25 protein-coding genes and 1 other annotated feature are annotated in these 24,474 nt (G+C 46.0%); of the genes, 1 reads left to right on the top strand and 24 read right to left on the bottom strand.

Translation table 11 applies throughout. The features are described from left to right. Positions 1-80: 80 nt before the first annotated feature. The 8 genes from ACDJ59_RS04905 to lspA form a co-directional block, all read right to left on the bottom strand. Entirely contained in the window at positions 81-1,385 is a 1,305-nt protein-coding gene (locus tag ACDJ59_RS04905; RefSeq protein WP_413407845.1) for a DUF6080 domain-containing protein, read from the bottom strand. Between the two features lie 31 nt (positions 1,386-1,416). Beyond that, positions 1,417-1,737: an EamA family transporter gene (locus ACDJ59_RS04900; RefSeq protein ID WP_336886750.1), complete on the bottom strand. Its 321-nt coding sequence runs from the start codon at positions 1,735-1,737 to the stop codon at positions 1,417-1,419. Then, positions 1,724-2,014, bottom strand: a complete 291-nt coding sequence (locus ACDJ59_RS04895; RefSeq protein WP_413409726.1) for an EamA family transporter — start codon at positions 2,012-2,014, stop codon at positions 1,724-1,726. Before ACDJ59_RS04895 ends, ACDJ59_RS04900 begins: the two co-directional genes overlap by 14 nt. Before the next feature lie 26 nt (positions 2,015-2,040). Continuing rightward, positions 2,041-2,673, bottom strand: coding sequence for an HAD-IB family hydrolase (locus tag ACDJ59_RS04890; protein ID WP_413407844.1), 633 nt, complete (start codon positions 2,671-2,673; stop codon positions 2,041-2,043). 18 nt (positions 2,674-2,691) lie between these two features. Then, positions 2,692-3,582 (bottom strand): decaprenyl-phosphate phosphoribosyltransferase, encoded by an 891-nt coding sequence (locus ACDJ59_RS04885; RefSeq protein ID WP_413409725.1) that lies wholly within the window; start codon positions 3,580-3,582, stop codon positions 2,692-2,694. Positions 3,583-3,785: 203 nt separating this feature from the next. Then, a complete protein-coding gene (locus tag ACDJ59_RS04880; protein WP_413407843.1) occupies positions 3,786-5,039 on the bottom strand; it encodes an LL-diaminopimelate aminotransferase in 1,254 nt (417 codons plus the stop codon). Between the two features lie 110 nt (positions 5,040-5,149). Then, the gene (locus ACDJ59_RS04875; RefSeq protein WP_413407842.1) at positions 5,150-6,112 is read right to left on the bottom strand and encodes an RluA family pseudouridine synthase; all 963 of its coding nucleotides are present in this window, start codon (positions 6,110-6,112) and stop codon (positions 5,150-5,152) included. Then, complete coding sequence (gene lspA, locus ACDJ59_RS04870; protein ID WP_017687321.1) at positions 6,105-6,599, bottom strand: signal peptidase II; 495 nt, start codon at positions 6,597-6,599, stop codon at positions 6,105-6,107. Before lspA ends, ACDJ59_RS04875 begins: the two co-directional genes overlap by 8 nt. A gap of 221 nt (positions 6,600-6,820) precedes the next feature. Between lspA and ACDJ59_RS04865 the strand changes: the two genes are divergently transcribed. Then, positions 6,821-7,558 (top strand): TraR/DksA C4-type zinc finger protein, encoded by a 738-nt coding sequence (locus ACDJ59_RS04865; RefSeq protein WP_413407841.1) that lies wholly within the window; start codon positions 6,821-6,823, stop codon positions 7,556-7,558. 41 nt (positions 7,559-7,599) lie between these two features. On the opposite strand, the gene ACDJ59_RS04860 is transcribed toward ACDJ59_RS04865, so the two are convergent. The 16 genes from ACDJ59_RS04860 to murA form a co-directional block, all read right to left on the bottom strand. Continuing rightward, the gene (locus tag ACDJ59_RS04860) at positions 7,600-7,959 is read right to left on the bottom strand and encodes a DUF5665 domain-containing protein (protein ID WP_017687319.1); all 360 of its coding nucleotides are present in this window, start codon (positions 7,957-7,959) and stop codon (positions 7,600-7,602) included. A gap of 165 nt (positions 7,960-8,124) precedes the next feature. Beyond that, positions 8,125-11,223, bottom strand: coding sequence for an isoleucine--tRNA ligase (gene ileS, locus ACDJ59_RS04855; RefSeq protein ID WP_413407840.1), 3,099 nt, complete (start codon positions 11,221-11,223; stop codon positions 8,125-8,127). 339 nt (positions 11,224-11,562) lie between these two features. Beyond that, positions 11,563-11,855, bottom strand: a binding site (T-box leader). Between the two features lie 57 nt (positions 11,856-11,912). Continuing rightward, a complete protein-coding gene (locus ACDJ59_RS04850) occupies positions 11,913-12,422 on the bottom strand; it encodes a DivIVA domain-containing protein (protein WP_017687316.1) in 510 nt (169 codons plus the stop codon). A 240-nt stretch (positions 12,423-12,662) separates the two neighbouring features. Continuing rightward, entirely contained in the window at positions 12,663-13,445 is a 783-nt protein-coding gene (locus tag ACDJ59_RS04845; protein ID WP_036614847.1) for an RNA-binding protein, read from the bottom strand. Positions 13,446-13,683: 238 nt separating this feature from the next. Continuing rightward, on the bottom strand, positions 13,684-13,953 hold the full coding sequence (locus tag ACDJ59_RS04840) for a YggT family protein (protein WP_036674839.1): 270 nt from the start codon (positions 13,951-13,953) through the stop codon (positions 13,684-13,686). A gap of 7 nt (positions 13,954-13,960) precedes the next feature. After that, entirely contained in the window at positions 13,961-14,428 is a 468-nt protein-coding gene (locus tag ACDJ59_RS04835; protein ID WP_017687313.1) for a cell division protein SepF, read from the bottom strand. Then, a complete protein-coding gene (locus ACDJ59_RS04830) occupies positions 14,419-15,120 on the bottom strand; it encodes a YggS family pyridoxal phosphate-dependent enzyme (protein WP_413407839.1) in 702 nt (233 codons plus the stop codon). Before ACDJ59_RS04830 ends, ACDJ59_RS04835 begins: the two co-directional genes overlap by 10 nt. A 6-nt stretch (positions 15,121-15,126) precedes the next feature. After that, positions 15,127-16,026, bottom strand: coding sequence for a peptidoglycan editing factor PgeF (gene pgeF / locus ACDJ59_RS04825; protein ID WP_413407838.1), 900 nt, complete (start codon positions 16,024-16,026; stop codon positions 15,127-15,129). A 51-nt stretch (positions 16,027-16,077) separates the two neighbouring features. Further along, a complete protein-coding gene (locus ACDJ59_RS04820) occupies positions 16,078-16,470 on the bottom strand; it encodes a YlmC/YmxH family sporulation protein (RefSeq protein WP_017687310.1) in 393 nt (130 codons plus the stop codon). 174 nt (positions 16,471-16,644) lie between these two features. Continuing rightward, positions 16,645-17,427, bottom strand: a complete 783-nt coding sequence (gene sigG, locus ACDJ59_RS04815) for an RNA polymerase sporulation sigma factor SigG (RefSeq protein WP_017687309.1) — start codon at positions 17,425-17,427, stop codon at positions 16,645-16,647. 111 nt (positions 17,428-17,538) lie between these two features. Next, a complete protein-coding gene (gene sigE, locus ACDJ59_RS04810; protein WP_017687308.1) occupies positions 17,539-18,261 on the bottom strand; it encodes an RNA polymerase sporulation sigma factor SigE in 723 nt (240 codons plus the stop codon). Positions 18,262-18,272: 11 nt separating this feature from the next. Continuing rightward, positions 18,273-19,253: a sigma-E processing peptidase SpoIIGA gene (spoIIGA, locus tag ACDJ59_RS04805; RefSeq protein WP_091014080.1), complete on the bottom strand. Its 981-nt coding sequence runs from the start codon at positions 19,251-19,253 to the stop codon at positions 18,273-18,275. A gap of 261 nt (positions 19,254-19,514) precedes the next feature. After that, on the bottom strand, positions 19,515-20,630 hold the full coding sequence (ftsZ, locus tag ACDJ59_RS04800; RefSeq protein ID WP_017687306.1) for a cell division protein FtsZ: 1,116 nt from the start codon (positions 20,628-20,630) through the stop codon (positions 19,515-19,517). Positions 20,631-20,780: 150 nt separating this feature from the next. Beyond that, on the bottom strand, positions 20,781-22,064 hold the full coding sequence (gene ftsA, locus ACDJ59_RS04795) for a cell division protein FtsA (protein WP_036614863.1): 1,284 nt from the start codon (positions 22,062-22,064) through the stop codon (positions 20,781-20,783). A 293-nt stretch (positions 22,065-22,357) separates the two neighbouring features. After that, on the bottom strand, positions 22,358-23,125 hold the full coding sequence (locus ACDJ59_RS04790) for a cell division protein FtsQ/DivIB (protein ID WP_413407837.1): 768 nt from the start codon (positions 23,123-23,125) through the stop codon (positions 22,358-22,360). Positions 23,126-23,182: 57 nt separating this feature from the next. Further along, positions 23,183-24,466, bottom strand: coding sequence for a UDP-N-acetylglucosamine 1-carboxyvinyltransferase (gene murA, locus ACDJ59_RS04785; RefSeq protein ID WP_413407836.1), 1,284 nt, complete (start codon positions 24,464-24,466; stop codon positions 23,183-23,185). Between the last annotated feature and the right edge of the window lie 8 nt (positions 24,467-24,474).

The following is a 24,474-nucleotide window of genomic DNA, read 5'->3' as shown; positions in this document are numbered from 1 at the left end:
AACACTAAATAAGAAAAGGCCATTGGACTTTCCATCCAATGGCCTTTTCTCGTTTCATTATATGAATCGATACATTTTGATTAATTCACTGAGCGTTCCTGTTCCAACTGATTATAGGATTGCTTGATTGTTGTTAATGTTTCTACATGGCGATAGATGTTGTTACTTGCCGTAACGATAACACATAACATGATCAAGCCTATAACCAATTTTTTCCCCAATCCCGGACGAAGGCTGATGACAAAACCTCCACCCAACAGGAAAAACGCAAACAGATAATGCCCCGCATACAGGTACATATCATATTGAAATACAGCCAGACCAAAGCCCACGACTACGTGAAGCAAAAAGGCAAACAGAATATATGGCACAAGGGTCCACACTTCTCGTTCACGAATGCCTTTAATGAAGCCCATGAATGCCAGTAGTAAAATAAAGATACCTGTCATCTGCACATAGATTGGATTGGAACGGGATAGATCCGTAACAAAGGCCGCCATGCCCGGGTCCAGTAAATGCATCTTCGGTGTCAGCATTGGATTAATCGTTAGCATGTTCAATGCTTTCCAGTGAACAGCGAACTGGAATGGCGTTGCATAGCTGGTTCCACCATTTTGAATGCCCAACAGCCAGTTACTAATCCAGCTGCGGCCTCCAAAGGCAACATACTGAATGCCAGTTAATACGACGATGATCAGAACCGCCAATGCCATGATGCCGATGTATTTTTTCAAATTCGCCTTATTGCGCCATGCATGCATATTGAAGAATGTGGCAGCAGCAAATGGTACGATATTGGTCGAGGTTAGTCCAAAGTTAATCGATGCAAGCAATGCATTGGGTACATAACGTACGTCCTGACGCTCACGAGTATACTGCATGTAAACCACCGACAATAGAATAACGAACTGTACATAAGGATACGAATCCGGGATCAACGCGGTATACATCAGATAGGAACTGAAACCAAACAGTAAGGCAAACAGCAGCGGTATGATGGTCGGTTTATCTTCTTTTTGACTCAGGAACAGATACGCCAGCACCACCGAACCCGCATTCACGAGCGATTGTAGGATTAGAAAGAACCAGTTGCCTCCCAGCAGTTTCGCTACAGCCGCAAGGGTGACTGCGAGAAACGAAATGAGCGGATGGATAACAGAAGAACTGTTGTCCCCATAATACATCGAAGGATCAAAGTTGAATAAATTGATTGGAAACAGCGTTGTATTAAATGGGCTATACGCCCCAAGCATCTCTGCATTATTTTCAATGTACAGAACATACGAGCCGTTCATTAAACCATAGAACAGCGCAAATCCCGCAAACAGGTAAAAGGCTGTCCAGTTGCCTCTGCGATTATAAAATAAGTAATCTAAAAAGTTCATGCTCTCATTTCACATCCTGATTAATTAAGTTCTAAAATACCAGTAATAGTAAGCCACCCATAATACATGCCACACCTATCCAGCGTAAAGGGCCCACCGTCTCTTTAAATACCAGCCGCGCTATGATGAGAGTCCACACATATGTTAATGCGTTCGCAGGCAACACTACGGTTAATGGAAGAAACTTTAACAATACAATATTCAGCAACGCACCCGTTCCATAGAATCCAAGCCCCATGAGTACATGCAGACGATTGCGACTGGATGCATAAGCTTTCAGTCCGGCCCCGCCCAGTGCACCACACAACGTCATGACAATTAATACGGCAACCATCCAGCTATCGATCAACACTCGTTAATGTCACCCCGATTCCAAGCAACACAACTGCTGCCAGCTTCTGCATCGTAATTTCTTCCCCAAGCAAAAAATATCCATAGATTAAGGCAAATACGTAGCTGGCACACATCAGAGGATAAGCAACTGAGAGTTTTTCCAGAGCAAAAGCTTTAATCATCAAAATCGCTCCAAGTCCATAACACACAAAACCAACACCCAGGTAGATCCACTCGGTTAGTCCCCATTTCCAGAACAATTGACCCGTTGCTGTCAGAAAAGCGGAAACGAGCATCAACCATTTACCAGTATGACGCGATTTTATTTCCCCCACGTTAATGCCTCCATGTCCGGAACACGCTTGTTAATAAAGTATCGTTGACTCACAAGCTGCATGACCGGAAGGTCGGATAAGGAGTCCGAGTAGGAACATGACTGGTCATAATCAATGACCATATTCTTCTTACTCAGATAAGCCTGAATTCGCCGTACCTTCTCTTCCCCTTTGCAATTGCTGCCATCAACTCTGCACGTGTAACCATTCTCATGACGGACAAGTTCAGTTCCAATTACATGATCCACCCAGGGAAAATTATTAAAGTATTTCATATAGGCATGCGGAGATGCAGTTACCAGCAAGACATGATAACCTGCTTCTTTGCGATGTTGCATCTCTACACTGGCCTCGGCAAAAATAGACGTACGCAAGCGGGTATCAAAGAAATGTTCGAGGTCTTTTTCAGACATACGCTCAATTTCTTGAAAGTAGGATCGTTTGACTTGTTCAACCGTCATGAAGCCTGCCTTGAATAACACGGTATGTAATGCAATGACAGGTAGTCTCCATACCTGCCACGGGTAACGGCGAACTCCGTAATGCACAAATTGAAACATGGAATCACTGCGTATGATCGTTTTATCAATATCAAAAATTGCGACTTTCGTGCTTTTCACCCTGATCCCCCTCTGCCTTTATTCAAAGATTGCAAAGATTGTAATAACACTTATCACATACAACATAACCGTAATTAATATGGGCTTGTCCTCAAACAGCACACGATCGGGCGAACCTCCCTGGTTCTTCATGTGGATCAGATACAGGTAACGGAACATGCCGTAAATGACCAATGGAATCGTCCACATGAGATGAATGGTTCGATCTGAAGTGAATGTGAACAGGGAATAACTGATAATCGTAGCTGTCGTCACAATCGTATTGAATTGATCCAGTAACGTAATGGAGTAGTTATCCAAAACCTTACGGTGTGATCCCGTATTTCCCTCAAGCAACGTAAGTTCATTTCTGCGTTTGCCAATGGCCAGAAATAACGACAACAGCATTGTACAGATCAAAAACCACGGCGTGAATGGCACATGGATCAGCACACCACCTGCAATGGCACGAAGTACAAAGCCGGCTGCAATGGTCATCATATCCAGAATAACGAGATGTTTCAGTACAAATGAATACGATACATTCAACAGAAAATAGACGATACATAACACCCCAAATAGAGGGTTCATCATGAAGGCCGTTCCTACGGAAAAGATTAATAGAATAATGCCAAACATCAAAGCATGACTCGGATTCACCTGCCCAGAAGCCATAGGACGATACTTTTTCACCGGATGCTGCCGATCCCTGTCCCGGTCTACAAAATCATTTAAAATATAAACACAGCCTGCAACAAGGCTAAATAGAATAAAACCAAGCAACGTCGCAAGAATGGTTTCAGTCCGAATCTCCTCAAAAGAAAATAGTAACGCAGCAAATAACAGCAGATTTTTAGTCCACTGTTTGGGTCTTAACAATCTGATTAATCCTGACACTGTACTGCCTGTTCCTGTAGCCGGTGAGGACACCGTACTTGTTCGTGATGATAACAATTGTAATAACTCCCTTCAACAACAACTTCTGTATATAACAAATAACGTAAAGATCTAATCATATGTTGCTTGTATAATTTTGTAAAGGGAGTAAATGAAAAAATTCTAATATGGGCATAAAAAAAGAGACCGTTTCCGGTCTCTTCGTTAGTACGTGATTTAACTATTGGGTGATGCGATTAAAATTCAAATTGCACGTCGCTCAGACGACGTTTGATCTCAGCAATAACACGTTTCTCTTCCTCTTCACCCTTCGCTTCAAAGGTTACGGAGAAACGAACAAAGTTACCCGCATCATCCCAAGGTACGGATGAGATCAATTTCTCACGGATCAGGAATTGGGAGAAATCTTCGCCTGATTCGAAGCGACGTCCGCCAACCACACCTTTTGGTGCTTCTACATACAGGAAGAATGAACCTTTAGGTTTTTCAGCCTGGAAGCCCAGTTCGTTCAATGCGGCAACGAGCATGTCGTGACGGCGAGAATATTTCTCTGCAATTTTTTCCGTAATTTCAGGGTGATTCAATCCATAAGCAGCAGCCTTTTGAATCGCGATGAACTGACCGGAGTCATTGTTGTCCTTCACGTCACTGAATGCTTTAACTACAAGCGGGTTACCCGCTACAAATCCGATTCTCCAACCTGTCATGTTGTAGGACTTGGACAGAGAGTGCAGCTCTACGCCGACATCCTTCGCTCCAGGTACCGACAGGAAGCTGAACGGTTTTTTGCCATCATACGTCAATGCTGCATATGGAGCATCATGTACAACCACAACATTGTATTTCTTAGCCCATTCAACGACTTCAGTGAAGAACTCCACCGTCGCGCTTGCGCCTGTTGGGTTGTTCGGGTAGTTCAGGTAGAGCAACTTCGCACGTTTTGCGATGTCTTCCGGAATAGCCGTCAGATCAGGCAGGAAGTTGTTCTCTTTCGTCAATTGGATGTTGAACACTTCTCCACCCAGATACTTCGTATGTGTACCCATAACCGGGTAACCTGGAACGGTCATGATCGTCACATCACCCGGATTGATGAAGCATGAAGGCATCATCGCCAAAGCCGGTTTGGAACCAATGGAGTGCACGATTTCAGTATCTGCATTGATACCTTCTACGTTGAATACGTTTTTCAGGTAGGAAGCAGCAGCAGCTTTGAATTCAGGAATACCATTGTCGGCATAACCACGGTTCTCAGGTCTGGAAGCTTCTTCTGCAAGTGCAGCTACAATGCCTGCATCAGCCATTTCGTCCGGTTCACCTACACCAAGGTCAATCAGTTCCACATCGGGAAAATCTTTTTTGGCCGAAGCTTTGGCACGTTTGATTTTCTCGAATTTATAAATGTTCGTGTCTTTACCATAGTTGGAGCCACCGATACGGTCGGCAAAATTAGTCTGAATGTAAGTTTCTTGATATTTATCGATACTCATAACGTTGTTCATCTCCTCATTTGACGCAAATTTCTACACTTTAATATGAAGCATTTGCGTGATCAAAGCCATGGACAAAGTATCCGAACATTTGTACTTTCTTGGAACTGTTAACGACTGCGTAGCGAAGCAAGCACGTCTTCCATATCCTGCGGAATCGGAGTTGAAAATTCAAGGTATTCTCCCGTTGTTGGATGCACAAATCCAAGAATGGCCGCATGAAGAGCCTGTCCTTGCATTTTGATGCCTTTATTCCGTCCATAAGTTGGATCTCCTACAAGCGGGTGACCGATAAATTTCATGTGAACCCGAATCTGGTGGGTACGTCCTGTCTCCAGTTTCAAATCCAGCAAAGTATAGTCATTAATGCGCTCTGAAACGGTAAAATGCGTAACGGCATGTTTACTGTTACGTTCTGTGACCGTATACATTTTGCGGTCATTGGTATCGCGTCCAATCGGTGCATCAACGGTCCCTTGATCATGGTTAAGATGACCATGAACGAGCGCAATATACCGTCTGTTCACCGTATGGTCCTTCAACTGAGCAGCCAGTGATGCATGCGCACGATCGTTCTTGGCAGCCATGATCAGGCCAGATGTATCCTTATCGATACGATGCACAATACCAGGACGCAACTCCCCATTAATACCCGAGAGGTCTTTGCAGTGATGCATAAGTGCATTAACGAGGGTACCCGACGTGTGTCCTGGTGCTGGATGCACCACAAGACCACGCTGTTTGTTGATCACGATTAGGTCGCTGTCTTCATATACCACTTCCAGCGGAATATCTTCGGCAACGATCTCCACAGCAGCTGGTTCTGGAATCTGTAACTCAACCAGATCCCCTTCGGATAACTTGGCATTGGCTTTGACTACAGCACCATTTACCGTAACCATTCCGTCTCCGATCCACAATTGAACTTGGGAGCGAGATACGTTATCCACGGCTTCCGTAATATATTTGTCAATTCGTTCTTTTTTATGTTCAGCGGCAACGGTCCATTCCATACGTTCATTGCCATTCATTAGTTCTTCGTCGTTAATCTGTTCCTTATTCGGATTACTCATGATGTTCATTCCCTTCAATCTTCGCGGCTGCTTTTTCGCGCCGTCCTTCAAGCAATGTCTCCACTATGATCAACCCTACACCGATGCAGATTGCCGAATCGGCAATGTTAAAAATGGGGAACGTATAACTTCCAAAATTAAGTTGTACAAAATCTACAACTTCTCCGGTCAATGCCCGGTCAAGGAAATTGCCAATTGCTCCACCAAGCACCAAACTAAGCGCTACAGGCAGCAATTTGTGCGGGGTATCTTTTACCTTTTGCAAATACCAAATCAAGGCAACGACCACAATCAACGTAACCACGATAAAGAACCAACGCTGGTCTTGCAGAATGCCAAATGCTGCACCTGAATTACGATGTGATGTGATGACAAAGAAATTGCCGATGACCGGAATTTCTTCTCTGAGTTCCATCCGGGTTGCAATCAGATACTTGGTTCCCTGATCCAATAAAAATACGATAAAAGCGAGGATATAATACACCACGTTTGTTTGTCACTCCGTTCTTGTCTTTTCCAAACGATACCAGGCTTACGCCAGACTTGTTTATTGTAGCACAGCTGTTTGGAAATCGTCCACGACGCGCTACATCGCAATGCTTATGGCAAAAACGATAACATTTCCCTTCTGTAATCTTGCCCTCAATGGCACATCCTACAATAGAGTCAAATTCCGGATTCCAGCATGAAAGCAGAAAGGGGAAAATCATGTCACATTTTACTAACGAACAACTACAATCTCTACGTTCCCAACTGATGTCCGATAAGCGCGATATTGAACATAGACTGTCGGAAAACGAGCATTATGGTCTTGGAGACTCCCTTAAACTACAGACAGGTGAATTATCACCAATTGATAACCATCCTGGGGACTTAGCCACGGAGGTGTATGAACGTGAGAAAGATATTTCCCTGCTGGAACATGATGAATTCCAATTGGAACGAATCGATTCTGCACTGCACTCCATCGAAGAAGGACATTACGGTACATGTGCGGTCTGCCAGCAACCCATCCCTTATGAACGCATGGAAGCTGTTCCCTACACCAAATACTGCAAAAAACATCAACCGGAAACCGTTGTCTCCGAAAACCGTCCTGTAGAGGAAGAATTCCTTGCCCCGGCATTTGGTCGAACTAGTCTGGACGAGCGTGATGATCAAAATGGCTTCGATGGTGAAGACACCTGGCAGATTGTTGAAAGCTGGGGCACATCGAACTCACCAGCCATGGCTGAAGGACGCGATATCGACAGCTATGATGTTATGGCGATTGAAGCCACCGATGAAGTGGAAGGCTGCGTTGAAGCGTACGAAAGCTTTGTGGCAACGGATATCTACGGTCATGACGTCTCCATCGTGCGTAATCGGCAATATCGCCAGTACCTGGAGAACCGTGAAGGCGAGGGGCTGTTAGAACCGGACATGGAGACGGATGACACGTACTAAATGCACTTTGATTTCTTTCACCTTTAATCGCTGCTAAACGCTTAGTATGTGTTCATATCAAGCTGGCGCTGGACAATACGCACAATATCAGCGATGTAATCTCCAACAATGGGAAGATTGAGCGCCCCAAGTAGCTGTAAAACATAAATGATTGTTGCTGCGAAAAAGGTAAACCCAATCGCAATCCCCACACCTCGTGCGGCTCCAGACAACAGGTTAAGTCCAATCAGCTTCCATGGCCTGTTCAGCAATTCTGTGTATTGCGCTATTCGTGAACGTTCCAGTTCATTCGCCAGACGGTTCGTCAGGGTATGTAACTCTTCAATTTTGTCATGCGAATTCAGATTATCTGACGTTGATTGTTGTGAAGTGGATGCGGTTTGCTTGTCATGTTCGCTCATATTTTGGTCAGTTCCTTTGATCAATATAGATTGACTGCACTATAGAATCATTGCCTTATTGCCTAAAAAACAAACGAGCCCAGAACCAGGGAATATGTCCCTGCCTCTGCGGCTCGTTGGTTTATACTCTATATTCTGTCCTAATTGAATGGGACATGCTCCGAATTACGCTTCGATGTAAATACCGATCGATTTGCCTCCGGCTTCAACACGTTCCATCGACTCATTCGAACCAAATGTAACTTCCGTTACGAGAACATTTTCACGCAACACATCATCAAACGCCTGAATAGCTTCCTGAAGGGATGCATCCACATCCAGTGTCAAACGTACTCTTTTCTCAATTGGCAGGTCCAGTCGTTTCCGGGTATCCTGCACAGCACGAACCACTTCACGAACCCAACCTTCCTGTTCCAAGGCTGGCGTGATTTCGGTATTGAGCGCAACCGTCAGACCGTAACCTGATGCTGAAGCAAAGCCTGATTTGGCCTGTTTATCAACCAATAATTCTTCGCTTGTCACTTGCAGCTCTTCGCCTTCCGGAGAAACGATGTTCAGCACACCCTCCGAAACCACTTTACGCGTCTCATCAGCCGTCATTCCCTTGAAGAAGTTTTGCAGGAATCCTACGTTTTTACCGTATTTCTTACCTGCAACTTTCAGGTTCAGCTTCAATGTAAAGTCAACGAATTCCGCATCATTATGCTCTGTACGGATTCCTTTTACATTGATCTCTTCCTTGATGATCTCTTCATAACTTGCCAGGTCAAACCCTTTATCCAAAGAAACGATCAATTCGGACAGTGGCTGACGTGTCTTGATGCCTGTTTCGTTACGAACGTTACGGGCAAGTTCAACCACGCGGCGAGCCGTCTCCATATCCTGTTCCAGTCCTGCATCAATCAGCGCTTCATTAGCTACCGGATAGTCTTCCATGTGCACACTCTCGCCTGTTGCAAGGTTCAGATAGATGTCTTCTGCCAGCATTGGTGTGAACGGAGCAACCAACTTCGCGGTAGTCACCAGTACTTCGGTCAATGTACGGTAAGCGTCCAGTTTATCTTCTGTCAGGCCACTTCCCCAGAAGCGGTCACGGGAACGACGGATATACCAGTTACTCAACTCATCAACAAATGCTTCAATCGCTTTGGAAGAGTTCAGATAGTCGTTAACCAGCAATGCTTTTTCTACAACCAGGATCAGGCTGTTCAGTCTCGACAGAATCCAGCGATCCAGCTTGTGTGCGGACAGTTGGAACGGGTGCTCCTGTGGATCAAATCCATCAATGGTAGCATAAAGCGTCAGGAATGCATGGGTGTTGACCAGCGTATCCACCATTTTGGATTTTGCTTCCCCTACGATACCTTTGGAGAAACGTTTGCTGTTCCACGGTGCACTGTCAGACAACAAAGCCCAGCGGAATGCATCTGTACCGTATTCTTCAATTACTTCCCAAGGATCGATAACGTTACCTTTGGATTTGGACATCTTCTGTCCGTTCTCGTCGAGAACGTGACCTGTAGCCATAACCGCTTTGTAAGGCGCTTTGCCTGTCAAAAGGGTAGAAACCGCCAACAAGCTGTAGAACCAGCCACGTGTCTGGTCAATCCCTTCACAGATCATATCCGCAGGATACTGCTGTTCGAATACTTCTTTATTTTCAAATGGATAGTGCTGCTGGGCAAACGGCATGGAGCCGCTGTCGAACCAGACATCGATCACTTCCGGTGTACGTTTCATCTCATATTTGCCACAAGAGCTCATGACTTTAACGTCATCCACATATGGTTTATGCAATTCAAGATTCTCAGGCACATCACCTACCGCACGAGCACGCAATTCTGCAATGCTGTGTGGTGCAAATTGTTCGCCAGTCTCCTCACACACCCAGATGTTCAGCGGAGTTCCCCAATAACGATCACGGCTGATGTTCCAATCCACCAGATCCTCAAGGAATTTCCCGAAGCGACCTTCACGAACGTGACCTGGGTACCAATCCACTTCACTGTTGTTGGCAATCAATTGGTCCTTGATGGCTGTTGTTTGGATAAACCAGCTGTCCATCGCATAGTACAGAAGCGGTGTATCACAACGCCAGCAGAATGGATAGCTGTGCTCATATTTTTCTTTGCTGAACAATCGTCCATGCTCAGACAGATATCGCACGATATCAATATCACAATCCTTCACGAAACGTCCCGCAAAGTCAGTAACCTCAGCGACAAATTTGCCTTCCAAGTCCACCATGTTCACAAAGCTGATCCCATTCTCACGGCATACACGATAGTCATCTTCACCATGGGCAGGAGCCATGTGTACGATACCCGTACCACTTGCATCCGTTACAAAGCCTGCACCCAAGATGATGTTGGCTTTCTCAGCCTGTACGTAGTTGAACGGAGGATCATACGTTTTGCCAACCAAATCGGCACCTTTCAGTGCACCAATGATCTCATACTCACCTTTGGTATCTTTCATCACTTTTTCAACCAGATTGGTTGCCATGATGTACACTTCATCACCTTGACGAACACGGGAGTAGTCCATATCCGGATTCACGGCAAGTGCGACGTGTGAAGGCAGTGTCCAAGGCGTTGTCGTCCAAGCCAGTACAAATTCTCCGCTGTCATTCAGTTTGAATTTCGCTGTAGCACTCAGATCTTTGACGTCTTTGTACCCTTGTGCAACTTCATGAGAACTCAGTGTTGTCTGACATGATGGGCAATACGGGCTCACACGATGACCACGATACAGCAGTCCTTTCTCGTGGATTGTCGCCAGGATGTTCCATACACTCTCGATGTAGTTGTTATCAAGAGTGATATATGGGTTATCCATATCCGTCCAATATCCGATACCTTCTGTCAAATCACGCCATTGTTGCTCGTACTCGAATACACTCGCTTTACATTCGTTAATGAATTTCTCCACGCCGTAATCTTCGATCTCCCACTTGTGGGAGATGCCAAGCTTCTTCTGTACACCCAGTTCTACAGGCAGACCATGTGTATCCCAACCTGCTTTACGAACGACACGGTAACCCTTCATCGTGTTATACCGTCCAACAAAATCCTTGATTACCCGTCCCAGTACGTGACCGATATGCGGTTTACCGTTTGCTGTAGGCGGCCCTTCATAAAATACGAAGTTTGGCTTGCCCTCACGGTTTTCGATGGATCTTTTGAATGTATTCTCCGTTTTCCATTTATCTAACACGCGTAATTCTCTGGCACGTGCCTTCTCTTTAACGTCAACTCGTTGCATGATCATTATCTTCCCTTTCTTTGGTTGGATTGTGGACCGTCCACAAAAAGCGTTTCAATCCCCCTAAATCCCCCTTGCCAAGGGGGACCCCATAGGCGCTCCGCCCTCTGGACACCCGGGATGGGTTGTCGTTGGGGATCGGTGGCGCTTATGGGCGAGGGTTAATGTGCGTGATGGCGGCCATTTTGCGGCTGTTCCCTGCGTGAACGCCGCATGGCCTTACCCCGAGGCGGGTGTTGCCGGGCGCTTTGCTTTCCCGGCGGGGAGGCTCTCTCCTTGAGGTCCCTTCGGGCCTCATGAACGTTCGCCTTTTTTGGACACAAAAAAGCCCCGTCCCTGGAAAGGGACGAGGCTATACTCGCGTTACCACCCTAATTCTGTTCATCACAAACCACATCCAGGCAAGCCTGGGTATGCTCTGTCATCAACAGCGCTTATGCCCCGCTATACTACTGCAGGGTGCCGTTATAACGTACGGCTTACGGTTCGGCTTACACACGGCAATCATAATCACCGCTTCAGCGTCACTTCTCCGGGGAGATATTCGGCTATAACTCATCCATTGGTTTGCACCAACCACCAACTCTCTGAGGGATGAGATCATAACGTACTGAACCCGTCATGGAATCACTATTCATTATGAATATAGTTATAGCCTCTTTGCAGACAAAAGTCAACCAGGCGACAGACTAATAAATTTCTTTCATCTCCCGCTCACGGTCACGCACTTCCTGCTCCCGGCTCTCCAGCACTTCCCAACCATCCTGAGTCAACAGTTCAAGCTGCGCTTCAACAAGCGTGCGGAAACGGGCACGATAAATCGAGGCCTGCTTTTTCAGTTCTTCCACTTCCAAAGCAATTTTGCGAGATTTGCCCAACGATTCGTTCACGATCCGGTCTGCATTTTTCTCTGCTTCCTTCACGATCAACTGCGCTTCTTTCTTCGCATTACCCTTCACATCATCAGCAGCTTCCTGCGCAATGATAATCGTTTTGCTAAGCGTCTCTTCAATTGTAGAAAAATGATCCAGTTTCTCCTGAACGGACAGCAACTGATTGCTCAGCTCTTTGTTCTCGCGAATGACGCCTTCGTAATCTTTGATGACTTGATCCAGGAATTCATTGACTTCATCCTCGTCATACCCGCGCAAACGTCGGGAAAATTCCTTGTTGTGTATGTCCAGCGGCGTTAATGGCATGCTGTCCACCTCCTGTTAAAGTTCCTTCCCGTCCAGAGAAGGTTTGCAGCATATGGGTACCACCCAAGGGGCCGTATCGTTGATGCCTAACCTTGGCAACGTATACGGAATGCAGGATCAGAATTGCATCCTCCAACGTTCATGTAAAGCTTTGACTTAATGTTTATCGGATACACCGCGTATTTTCTACACCTTTATGATAAACATTTCGACAAGAAAGCGGATTTTCCTGCAACAGACTCAGGCAAATTTGCCGATTTTCACTCGGCAACGCCCTTTTTTGGTCATCCCATCCTGTTCCATAACCTTGAAGCGGCCAAATCCCTGAATGGATACGACATCACCCGCTTTTAGCGATTTGGAGGGATCTTCCTCAACTTTCCAGTTCACACGGCAGCGACCAGCTTTGATCGGAGCCAGCACTTTACTGCGACTAAGCCGATACACATCTGCGCAGATTCCATCCAAACGAAGCGAAGCGACCGTAATGTCCATCGTCTCCAGTTTACTCTCTGACCATCGCATCTGATCCAAAGGAAGTAACTCTGTGAACACATGTAACCGATGCACCTGATTCAGTTGAAGCGATAAAAAAGCGCCGGTTTCCGCCGCCACCACTGTATGGCAACCGTCCTCCAGCACTTGGATATCCCCGATCTTTCCACGTTTCATCCCAAGCCCGAGCAGGGAACCCATATAGTCCCCATGCTCCAGCTCCGAGATTTTCTGATCATCAGACGTAATACTGAGCACCTGCATACCCATATCCTCATCATCCAGATACATATAATCAGGTGCAACCAGCGCACGCTTGCGTTCAGCAGCCTCGTAACCACCATCCAGACGAATCTGAACGTCGTTACGGCGATTGGCAAGAGTCTGTAATATAAAAACCTGTCTTGGATCAAGAAAGTCAGTTAGCTTCATGTCATGATACTTACCCGCCTGCTCAACCCAATCCGAAGCCTTATCTACAAAATCCCGCTCATCATGGCTAAAATGTTCGTAAATTTCACCGCTCATCTATGTCACCCTACCCTAATAGTCCGTGTTCAAAAAGACCGGTTTTCAGTACCGAGAAGATGGGATAAAGCTAGAAATGGAGTAGCGGAGCGTAGAAAAAACTACGTGAGCAACTACAATGTTTCCGAAGGAAACATACTTCGTAAGCCTCCCGCTTATTTCGGCTGAATTCCATATTCGATGCTGACGATGCCACTAGGCATCCTTCGTAATCAAAAGCGGACTTTTTGAACAACCTCTAATATGCAAAATACCGGAGTATGGAGATTAGCCCATTAAGCGCAAGTTGCAGAACGATCAGCGCCACAATCGGGGAAATATCCAGCACACCGAACAAAGGCGGTATAAATCGGCGAAACGGTCTTAAATATGGTTCCACTAATTTGCCCAGCCATTCACCGATGAAGCTTTCCCGCGCATTGGGAAGCCAAGACATCAATATGTAGACAATGACCATGTAAAAGTAAATCTGGTATAACGTGTACAACACGCTTTCAATCTGATACAAAAGTGGCTCACCTCATTCTGTTATAATCTTGCTCGCTGTCAGCCAGTATTTCCGTAATTGATCCCTGAATTTCAACCGTATCTGGCGTACAGAGAAAAATGTTTCCGCCGATTTTGGAAATACCGCCACCCAATGCATATACCGTGCCACTCAAAAAATCAATAACGCGCAGTGCTTGGTCCTGGCGAATTCGTTGCAAGTTCACCACAACGGTACGATGCGAACGCAGATGGTCGGCAATTTCCTGAGCCTCGTCATAAGAACGCGGTTCATACAGGACAACTTTAACATTTTTCTGGGAATGAATGCTCACCACATTATTCCCCCTTTGGTTTCTACGTTTATCGAGACTGGAGGTTTCAGCTTCCTGATGTTCAGATTCATTTTCCTCCTGCGCAGCCATTCGTTCACGTTCCACAATCTCTTCCTCTTCCTGAAGTCCGAGGAAATTCATAAATTTATTCATTACGCCCATCGTGAACCCTCCTCTTTTCCTACGAGAATCGATCCTAGCCGTACCCAGGTTGCACCTTCTTCAATGGCCACTTCAAAATCATTGGACATCCCCATCGACAGTTCAGTCAATGGTTCTGCTGTAAGGGCTTGTCCATTCAGTTGATCTCTCAGCTCACGCAATCCACGAAATACGGGACGCGTCAGCTCCGGATCTTCCTCATGAGGTGCCATGGTCATCAGGCCAACGACCTTGAGATTGTTGAACGAACGAATATCACGCAAAAAAGAACTTGCCTGTTCAGGCTGTAAGCCATACTTGCTCTCTTCACCCGAAATATTCACCTGCAAAAACGTTTCCACTTGTGTGCCAAGTGAAGCTGCTTTTTTATCCAACTCCTTCGCCAATGACAAACGATCCAGTGAATGTATGTAACGAAACTTGCCAATCACGTCTTTCACCTTGTTTGTCTGCAAATGACCGATAAAGTGCCAGGTACCCTGCTGACCAAAAGCTTCCCATTTGGCCTGTGCATCCTGCCACCGGTTTTCTCCAATATGCTCAAGACCATGATCCAGCACCGATCCCGTTGTTTCAAGTGAGACATATTTCGTGACCGCAATCACATTCACATCATCACGATGACGGTTACTGCGCCGACATGCATCCTCGATCTTCTGATTTACCTGTTGTATACGCTCCTCCAATGACACAGAGGGTCACCTCTCTTCCAGCCCAATCCAGCTCGCCATCCGCCCTGTAACACCATTTTCCTTCCGATAGGAGAAAAATAGTTCGGGATGACAACTTGTACACCATGTTGTACATTCGATATGATCCGGCATTATTCCTGCTTTCATCATAATGTGTCGATTGCATTCTTTCAAGTTTAACATCGTTTTACCGTTATTCACGGCTCGATATGCTTGTTTAGAAGCAGAATCCTTGTATTTATCATTAACCGGGGAATCATCAAACCAAACCCGTACATACTGCATGACCGCCTCATCCACTTCATAACAGCAATCTCCAATTGACGGACCGATTGCAGCTCGAATGTCCTGCCTACGACTGCCATACTCCCGTTCCATCGTCTCCACCATGGATACAGCGATACCCGCGACTGTACCTTTCCAGCCGGCATGAGCAAGACCTACCGCCTGCTGCACGGGGTCATAGAAATAAAGCGGAACACAGTCTGCATAGAAAGAAGTCAACAGCACACCAGGAACATTCGTGACCAATCCATCCGTATCCTGCAACGCAGATTCACGATCAAGTAATCCTCTGCTCCGATCTTCAGCGGTAATTACAGCCACATGTTTGCCATGCACCTGCTCTCCACAGGTCCATGCTTCTGCTGCAAAACCAAGCTTCTCGGTTACAAGCCTGCGGTTGTTAAGTACAACTTCAGGGTCATCCCCCACATGATAAGCACAATCGAGCGTGGCATACGGAATTTTTCCAACTCCACCATGCCTCGTCGTAAACCCGACTGACAACTGTTCAAATTGCTGTGTCCAGGGCTCAACATATAATAATAACGGATCAGGACCGAAATCTGAATTTGGGTTCTTGGTCCGTTCAAGTAATTCTTTATCCAATACAAAGGGTTCCATTATCTCACCTCACCACTTCCAGTGTACCAAATGAGCCACATTCTGTCTCATTTATATCGTTCGACGCTGATTACGTTCCGACCGTTCAATGCGTTCCACACGTTCTGTGCGGTTATGCTGCTGTTCATCATACAGGCGCGCTTCGCGATCACGCTCGTCATACGTATTTTCCTTCACCTCATCCATCTTCACCAGAATCACATCTGAACCAATCTTCACAATGTTTCTCCAGGGAATCACCAGATCCGTTCCCCCGCCAAAAAGACCCATAAAACGGCTGTACCCCGGCACAACAATCGCTTCAATTCGTCCCTGCTTCAGATCCAGCTCCAAATCACTGATCTGACCGAGGCGTTTACCATCCGTAATGTTAATGACATCCTTTGTTTGAAAGTCCGAGATTTTCATGCCTCGTGCCGCTACTTCGCTCGTATTTACTTTCATTCATTCCCGCCCCCTGTTATTCCTCTTCTGCCCGTTCTTCACGCTTCTATACAATATATGTTTCAGGGGCGAAAAATGTCCTGTTTTTCATCGAATGTGGAAACGGTCCAAAACAAAAAGACGACCAACGGTATACACTGCCCCGATTGATCGTCCTTCTGCCTTTGCATCGTGTTATGACTTTACATGTTTTTGCATCTGCTGTATCGCTGATTTCTCCAGACGTGATACCTGAGCCTGGGAAATGCCAATTTCATCAGCCACTTCCATCTGGGTTTTCCCTTCGAAAAACCGCATCGACAGAATCATTTTTTCCCGCTGACCAAGACGATGCATCGCTTCACGGAGTGCAATTTCCTCGATCCATGACACATCCTTGTTTCTGTCATCGCTGATCTGATCCATAACATAGATCGGATCTCCACCATCATGATAAATCGGTTCGAAGAGCGAGACCGGGTCCTGAATGGCGTCCAATGCAAAAACAACATCTTCCTTCGGCACATTCAGTACTTCCGCAATTTCGAATATCGTCGGTTCCCGGGAATTTTTATTCGTCAGGCTGTCACGGACCTGAAGTGCTTTGTAAGCAATGTCCCTCAAGGAGCGAGATACCCGAATTGGGTTATTATCACGCAGGTATCGACGGATTTCACCGATAATCATCGGCACCGCGTAGGTTGAAAATTTGACATTCTGGGATAAATCAAAATTATCAATGGCTTTCATCAGGCCGATGCAACCAACCTGGAACAGATCATCGACAAACTCCCCCCGATTGTTAAAACGCTGAATGACACTGAGTACCAGACGCAGGTTGCCATTCACTAATTTCTCTCTTGCTGAGCGATCATGGTGTTGCTGAAGGGAATGAAACAATTCCCGCATTTCAGTGTTGGTGAGGACAGGCAATTTTGCGGTGTCCACGCCACAAATCTCGACTTTGTTTCGGGTCATCGTGATTTACCTCCCAAGGAGAAACATTAATGTACATTATCTCCGGGGCAGGCTTTTTTATTCGTACTTGGCACCCTTGCCAGTAATACCCATTCTGACCAATGATGTATTTCAGACCATTTTATTGAACTCCTTGCGGAGTCTTTTAATGATTCTTTTTTCGAGTCGAGAGATGTAGGATTGGGAGATTCCTAGGAGATCCGCTACATCTTTTTGTGTCTTTTCTTCCCCATCCGTCAGGCCAAAACGAAGCTCCATAATCATTCGCTCGCGCTCCGTTAATTTTTCCAGTGCCTTGTGCAAAAGTTTCCGGTCTACCTGCTCTTCAATATTCCGATAGATTGTATCGTTTTCAGTACCCAATACATCGGATAATAATAGTTCATTTCCATCCCAATCAATGTTAAGCGGTTCATCAAAAGAAACTTCAGTTCGTATCTTACTATTACGTCTCAAGTACATCAAAATTTCATTTTCGATACAACGTGAAGCATAGGTTGCCAGTTTGATTTTCTTTTCCGGGTCAAATGTATTAACTGCCTTGATCAATCCGATCGCTCCAATGGAGACCAAATCCTCAATATTGATTCCTGTGTTTTCAAATTTTCGTGCAATGTATACCACAAGACGCAGATTGCGCTCAATAAGCATCGCGCGAATGGCCGAGTCTCCCGAGGATAATTTTTGCAGCAAAAATTCTTCCTCTTCCCTTGTCAAAGGCGGCGGAAGTGCCTCACTTCCCCCAATATAATAGATCTCTTCACTTTTGAGCCCCAACAAAAATAACAAACGGTAATATTGCAGCTGCGCCACCAGTTTCCATTTCACAAGCATGTACGTTCCTCCTATACCACATTCAGCGGCTTTTCTGTTGCTCCCGCAGAGAGAGCCGTAGACTGCGCAGAAGCAGCGTCTTGCACAAGTTCAGGATGAATCACGGCCTGGTATTTCCCATCCGACGACAAAACACCCCCATCCAGCCCAATAAGTACCCTTGTCGTCTCATAACATGTTTCCTCCATCGTCACCTTCACTCGGTCCGGCTTCATTGCCAGCATAAACGCAGTCCCTTTGTTAATGCCCCGATAAGGAACCAGCCGCAGTCGATCCTGCCACTGAAAACTTTCCTGATCCAGCTCCAGAATAAGGTTGTCCGGCGCCTCATCCTTGAGTCTACCCTTCCATGAAGCGGGTAACATGTCTTGCCATAACGAAACCTCCATCACCATGACCGGCATGCGCGATAAGGGATCGGTAAGTTGATTGCCCGTATCCAGAAGGCCTGTACAAGAAATGACTACCTCATCGATGCAGACCTCAACTTTACCCAAATAGGTCGTCATGCGATCCGTTTTCCGTTTTGAGCTCTGCACAGCTTTGAATAAAAACAGGACAGCAAAAAATACGATAAACGTGAACCAGAAAGCAATTTTCAGATCAAATGACATACCGCCAGAAGCCGTGAACCAAATGCCGTTAAACAACTCACCGGAGCTCTGAAGCATGTAATGCACACCCAGAATACCTCCGGCAGCGACAAAATTAATCACATAGAAGGTACCGAGCGTCCTCGCAAAAGCCTGCAGACCTTTAAAACCAAAAGCAATCGTAAGCATGACCAGCGAGAACCCGAACTTGATCAGAAAGGTGAACATAAAATCAAACTCCGGTACAAACATCATGACCACGTATAATGCACCCACAATGGCTGACAGCAACCATCGCCACCAAACCAGCTTTGTCTTGCGCATCCAGGCGGTCATTCCGATGAGTGCACCGTCAATACACAGGTTTGTCAAAAAAATTAGATCCACATAAACAACCAAAGTCTTCACCTGCCTGCGCGCAACATATCGAAATACCGGTACCCGATATCCTGATATTCATGAGCATATTCACAAGTATACGGAGCCCCCTGTTCAAAGTCTGTCTAATCATGGGGGTGTGGTTCCAACTTTTTTTGTCGGAATTGCTCAGGCCCTTTGTTCAGAATTTGTTCATTGCTGTATGCTATGATATCTAAATAAACAGAAAAAACCCGGTCACTCCATAAGGAGTACCGGGTTTCCAATAAACTGATTTGCGTATTAATCGTTGTTATTATTGCGTGAACGATTGCGTAAAAATGTCGGAATGTCCAGCTGATCATTGCTCGGCTGATTTCCGAAAGGACGCAGGTTCGGCGAACGCGTATCTGTCGTCTCCGCTGTTGCTGGAGCTGGCTTACGTCCTGGTGGTGGCGGAGCAGGTTTATCTTCAAAACCAGTTGCAATAACTGTAACCTTAATCTCCTCTTTCAGGTCTTCGTCAATGATGGCACCAAAGATCATGTTTACTTCCGGGTCGGAAGCAGACGTTACGATCTCTGCCGCTTCATTCACTTCATACAGGGACAGATTAACGCCACCCGTAATGTTCATGATTACGCCGCGAGCACCTTCAATAGAAGTTTCAAGCAAAGGACTCATAATGGCTTTCCGTGCTGCTTCTGCGGCACGATTCTCACCAGTTGATTCACCAATCCCCATAAGGGCTGAACCACGTTCGTGCATAATCGTTTTGACGTCAGCAAAGTCAAGGTTGATCAGTCCCGGTACAGCGATCAAATCAGAGATACCTTGTACCGCTTGACGAAGTACATTATCCGCTTGACGGAATGCTTCAAGCATAGGAGTTTTTTTGTCTACGATTTCGAGCAAACGATCATTAGGAATCACGATCAGTGTGTCGACTTTTTCTTTGAGAGCTTCAATACCTTGCTCTGCATGGCTGGAACGCTTGCGTCCTTCAAATGTAAATGGACGAGTTACGACACCAACGGTAAGTGCACCACACTCTTTAGCGATTTCGGCAATAACCGGAGCCGCACCTGTACCTGTACCGCCGCCCATACCGGCTGTAACAAATACCATGTCTGCACCTTTCAACGTGTTCATGATCAGATCGCGGGACTCTTCCGCTGCTTTTTTACCTACATCCGGGTTGGCACCAGCACCAAGACCACGAGTCAATTTATCACCGATTTGCAATTTATGCTCGGATTTCGCCAGGTGTAACGCCTGAGCATCCGTATTTACCGTAATAAATTCAACACCTTGTACACCATTTTCAATCATACGGTTGACTGCATTGCTTCCGCCGCCGCCTACACCGATGACTTTAATTTGAGCCAAGCTCTCCATCTCGAAATCAAATTCCAACATATTATTCCATCTCCCCCTCAATGTGCATGGATGGCCCGTCCAATTTTTGATTTGAACCGAATCAATTTCATATATCGACGAACGAAAGCGTTTATTTTAGTACCGGCGCATTCAGACGGCTTCAAGAATGTATGAAATGGATCCAACCTGTTATATAAATTCGCTGAACATATTCTTCAGCCGCTCGAACAGACCGGGTTTTTGCTCCGATTCCTGTGCCGTATTTGGCTTCGGACGGTTGGTCGGTTTCTTGTTGTTATTATTGTTGTTGTTATTTCCACCGCCGTTATTGATCGAGGGACGAATGCGCAAACTGCGAATTACACTGTGCAATATGCCAACTCCGCTTGTAAACCCGGGGTCACGCACACCAATATAATCCGGAACTGCAACTCGTACCGAAGCAGCAAGCTCATGCTGAGCGACCTGCAGAACCCCCGGCATAGAGACCGTACCTCCCGTTAGTATATAACCTCCAGGAAGCTCGTTGTAACCAAGACGCTTCACTTCTTGCGATATCATCTGGAATATTTCTTGAACCCTAGGTTCAATAATTGCTGCCAGATCCTCCTGTGAAAACTCCTTGTCTACATTACTGCCAATTCGGGTGACTTTGAACATCACATCCGCAGCAGCATCATCCAACCAGGCGCAGCCATATTTCAGTTTCACTTTCTCTGCCTGATCCGTTAACGTGCGTAAGCCATAGGCGATATCATTTGTTACGAATTCCCCACCTATAGGCAACGTTGATGTTGCAACAAGACTGTCTTCTTCAAAAATGGCGATGGTTGTTGCACCTGCTCCAATATCAACAAGCACTGAACCCATCGTTTTTTCATCTTTGGACAAAGCCAGTTGACCCGCTCCAAGCGACATGAGAACCAGATCGCTTACTTTCAGACCCGCTTTTTCCACGCAGCGCAAAAGATTATGTATCGCGGTTTTTGCACCCGTAATGATCGTTGCTTCAACTTCCAGACGAACACCAATCATACCACGGGGGTCCTGTATGCCCTCCAAGCCATCCACAACATATTGCTTGGCGACAACATCAATAATTTCCCGTTCCGGCGGAACTGCAATGACTTCGGCTGCTTTCAACACCCGTTCCATGTCTTCTTCTCCGATTTCACGATCCTCGTTAGACACAGCCACGACGCCGTGACTGCTCATCAGTCCGATATGATTTCCCGAGATTCCAACATACACTTCGGATATTTGAATACCTACCATACGTTCTGCATGATCCACTGCGTTGCGAATCGACTGCACCGTCTGATCGATATCTACGATTACACCTTTGCGAATTCCCTCCGAGTCGGCAGATCCAACTCCTATAATATTAAAGGTTCCATTATTCATTTCCCCAATAATAGCGCGAATTTTGGATGTACCGATGTCCAAACTAACAATGATGTCATTGTTGCTCAAGTCTGTGGCACCTCCTGACTCCAATAGTAAATTACGTTCGAATTTAAACACTCTTAAAACATATTCAACACACTTCAGGCTTTCCCTCTTTTTTCTACAATGTTTTTGGGTGTCAAAATCTGGTTGCCAGACATAAAACATTGAAGAAAAAAGAAGGAGGCAACTCATGTGCCATAAGTTCAAGTGTATCATTTTTTCTTCATCTCAGAAAGAACAAGTTTCATTGCTCTGACGGGGTCAAACCCCGACCTGCCTAGGCTTTCATATTCAGTCCAGCCTCATGATGGCAAAGATCAGGGGCTTGCTCCTGGTTCAGCATCATCTTCCGGGTCATCCGGGATGAAAGGGACATAGGTATCTGCCTCAAGCATGGTAATTTTCCCAGGCCGTTCGGTCTCAATCACCTGATTCAGATACTCCACTTTATCTGATAAAAGAGAGACGGTTGTAATCACTTCAAACTGCGATTTGGTATACATCCGAATCTGATCCGGAAATGAAGGCGTTGGATTCGGAATAATTTCCGAAATATCCGTCGTCAATTCATTCGGAATTTTAGCCAGTGTCTGGCTTAGTTTGGCTTTGAGTGGATCATCAGCCTTCCATTGGGTCAATATAGGCTTCTCCACAGCAACACCAATTGTTGCCGGAACCGTCAAGCTTGTCCCACTGGCTAATATCGCTTTTAACGTACCGTCAGAACCAAGCTCATAAGCAACCGTGGCATATTCCTGAACCTTGATATGGATAATCCCCGGAAATTGCTTGTCCACGGTAACGGTGGAAATCGCCTTGATGGTCTTGAGACGCTCAATAACCTCGGCAGTACTTGTCCCAAAAAATTGTTCGCCTTCTTTCAGTCCGCTTTTCTCCAGCAGTTCTGAAGTTGCTGTATATACATTACCCGTAATTTCAATTGCCGAAATCCGACTCATGGAAGAACGAAAGAATAATACAGCCAGCAATACAATAAATAATAATAAGAGAATAATTACAATTTTGCGGCTTGTTTTTCCTTTTGGCCGATTCTTCTTCAGAACCGGAATTTGACTTTTAGGCATAAGTAGCGCTCCACAAAGCCTCAGGTCCCCTCCCTTCAAGAGGGGACGCCAAGGACGTTAATTGGCAAAATCCAACTGCTTCGAAACGGGCGACTGTCGCTCAACCGATGCTCCAAGACTTTGGAATAACTTCTCGATCTGATCGTAGCCCCGGTCAATATGATGCACTTGCTCCACAACCGTTTTGCCTTGAGCAGCCAGACCAGCAATGACCAGAGCTGCACCTGCACGAAGATCGGTTGCTTCTACTGTAGCCCCGTACAGACGGGGAACACCACGGATAAATGCTGCGTTTAGATCGACTGAAATATCAGCCCCCATCACATTCAGTTCATCCACATGTTTGAACCGGCCCTCGAATACCGTTTCCTTCATCACACTGAATCCGTCTGCCAGACTGAGCAGCACCATGATTTGCGATTGCAAATCTGTCGGAAACGAAGGATACGGAGAAGTCACAATACGGTCTACTGATTTGGGACGGCTCATACAGCTCACCGTCATTATATCATTGCAGACTGTGATTTGAACACCAGTGCGCTTCAATACATGTATAAGTGAAGTAAGATGAGCAGGATTGCAGTGTGTAAGCGTAACATTGCCTCGTGTTGCTGCTGCTGCAATCATCACGGTTCCGGCAACGATTCGATCCGGTATAATCTCATAGGAACAAGGCTTCAGTTTCTCAACGCCATTGATCGTAATTGTATCCGTTCCTGCACCAATAATGCTTGCACCCATAGCATTCAAAAAGTGTTGCAGGTCCTGGATTTCAGGTTCTCTTGCGGCGTTGCAGATGGTTGTCGTCCCTTTAGCCATAGCGGCTGCCATCATGATATTCTCGGTCGCTCCCACACTCGGGAAATCCAAATGAATATCTGTACCCACCAGATTTTGCCCATGACAGATAATCTGTTGGTCCTGCTCTTCAATCAAAGCTCCGAGCGCTTCCAGGCCCCGGAGGTGAAGATCAATTTTGCGTTCCCCAATGGCACAGCCGCCTGGCTGATACACTGACACTTGCCCAAACTTAGCCAGCAATGGTCCCATCAAAAAAATGGAAGAGCGCATCTGCTTCATTAGATCTTCTGGCACATCATATGACCGGATAGACGAGGTATTAATCGTCACTGTTCCCTGTTCATGCCGACACGTGCATCCAAGCCGTTCCAGGATATACAGCATCACTTCAATGTCCAGCAAGTGTGGAACGTTATGCAGTGTAACTTCTCCATCTGCCAACAAACTTGCGGCCATAATCGGTAAAGCGGCATTTTTTGCTCCATGGATGCGTATGGATCCTGAGAGGGGTTTCCCGCCTTCAATCACCAATTTGTCCAATGTATCAC

This window comes from Paenibacillus amylolyticus (assembly GCF_047302515.1).
GTDB classification, from domain to species: Bacteria; Bacillota; Bacilli; order Paenibacillales; family Paenibacillaceae; genus Paenibacillus; species Paenibacillus amylolyticus_G.
The sequence above is the reverse complement of the archived record's forward strand: the minus strand, read 5'-3'. Positions and strand labels throughout refer to the sequence as shown.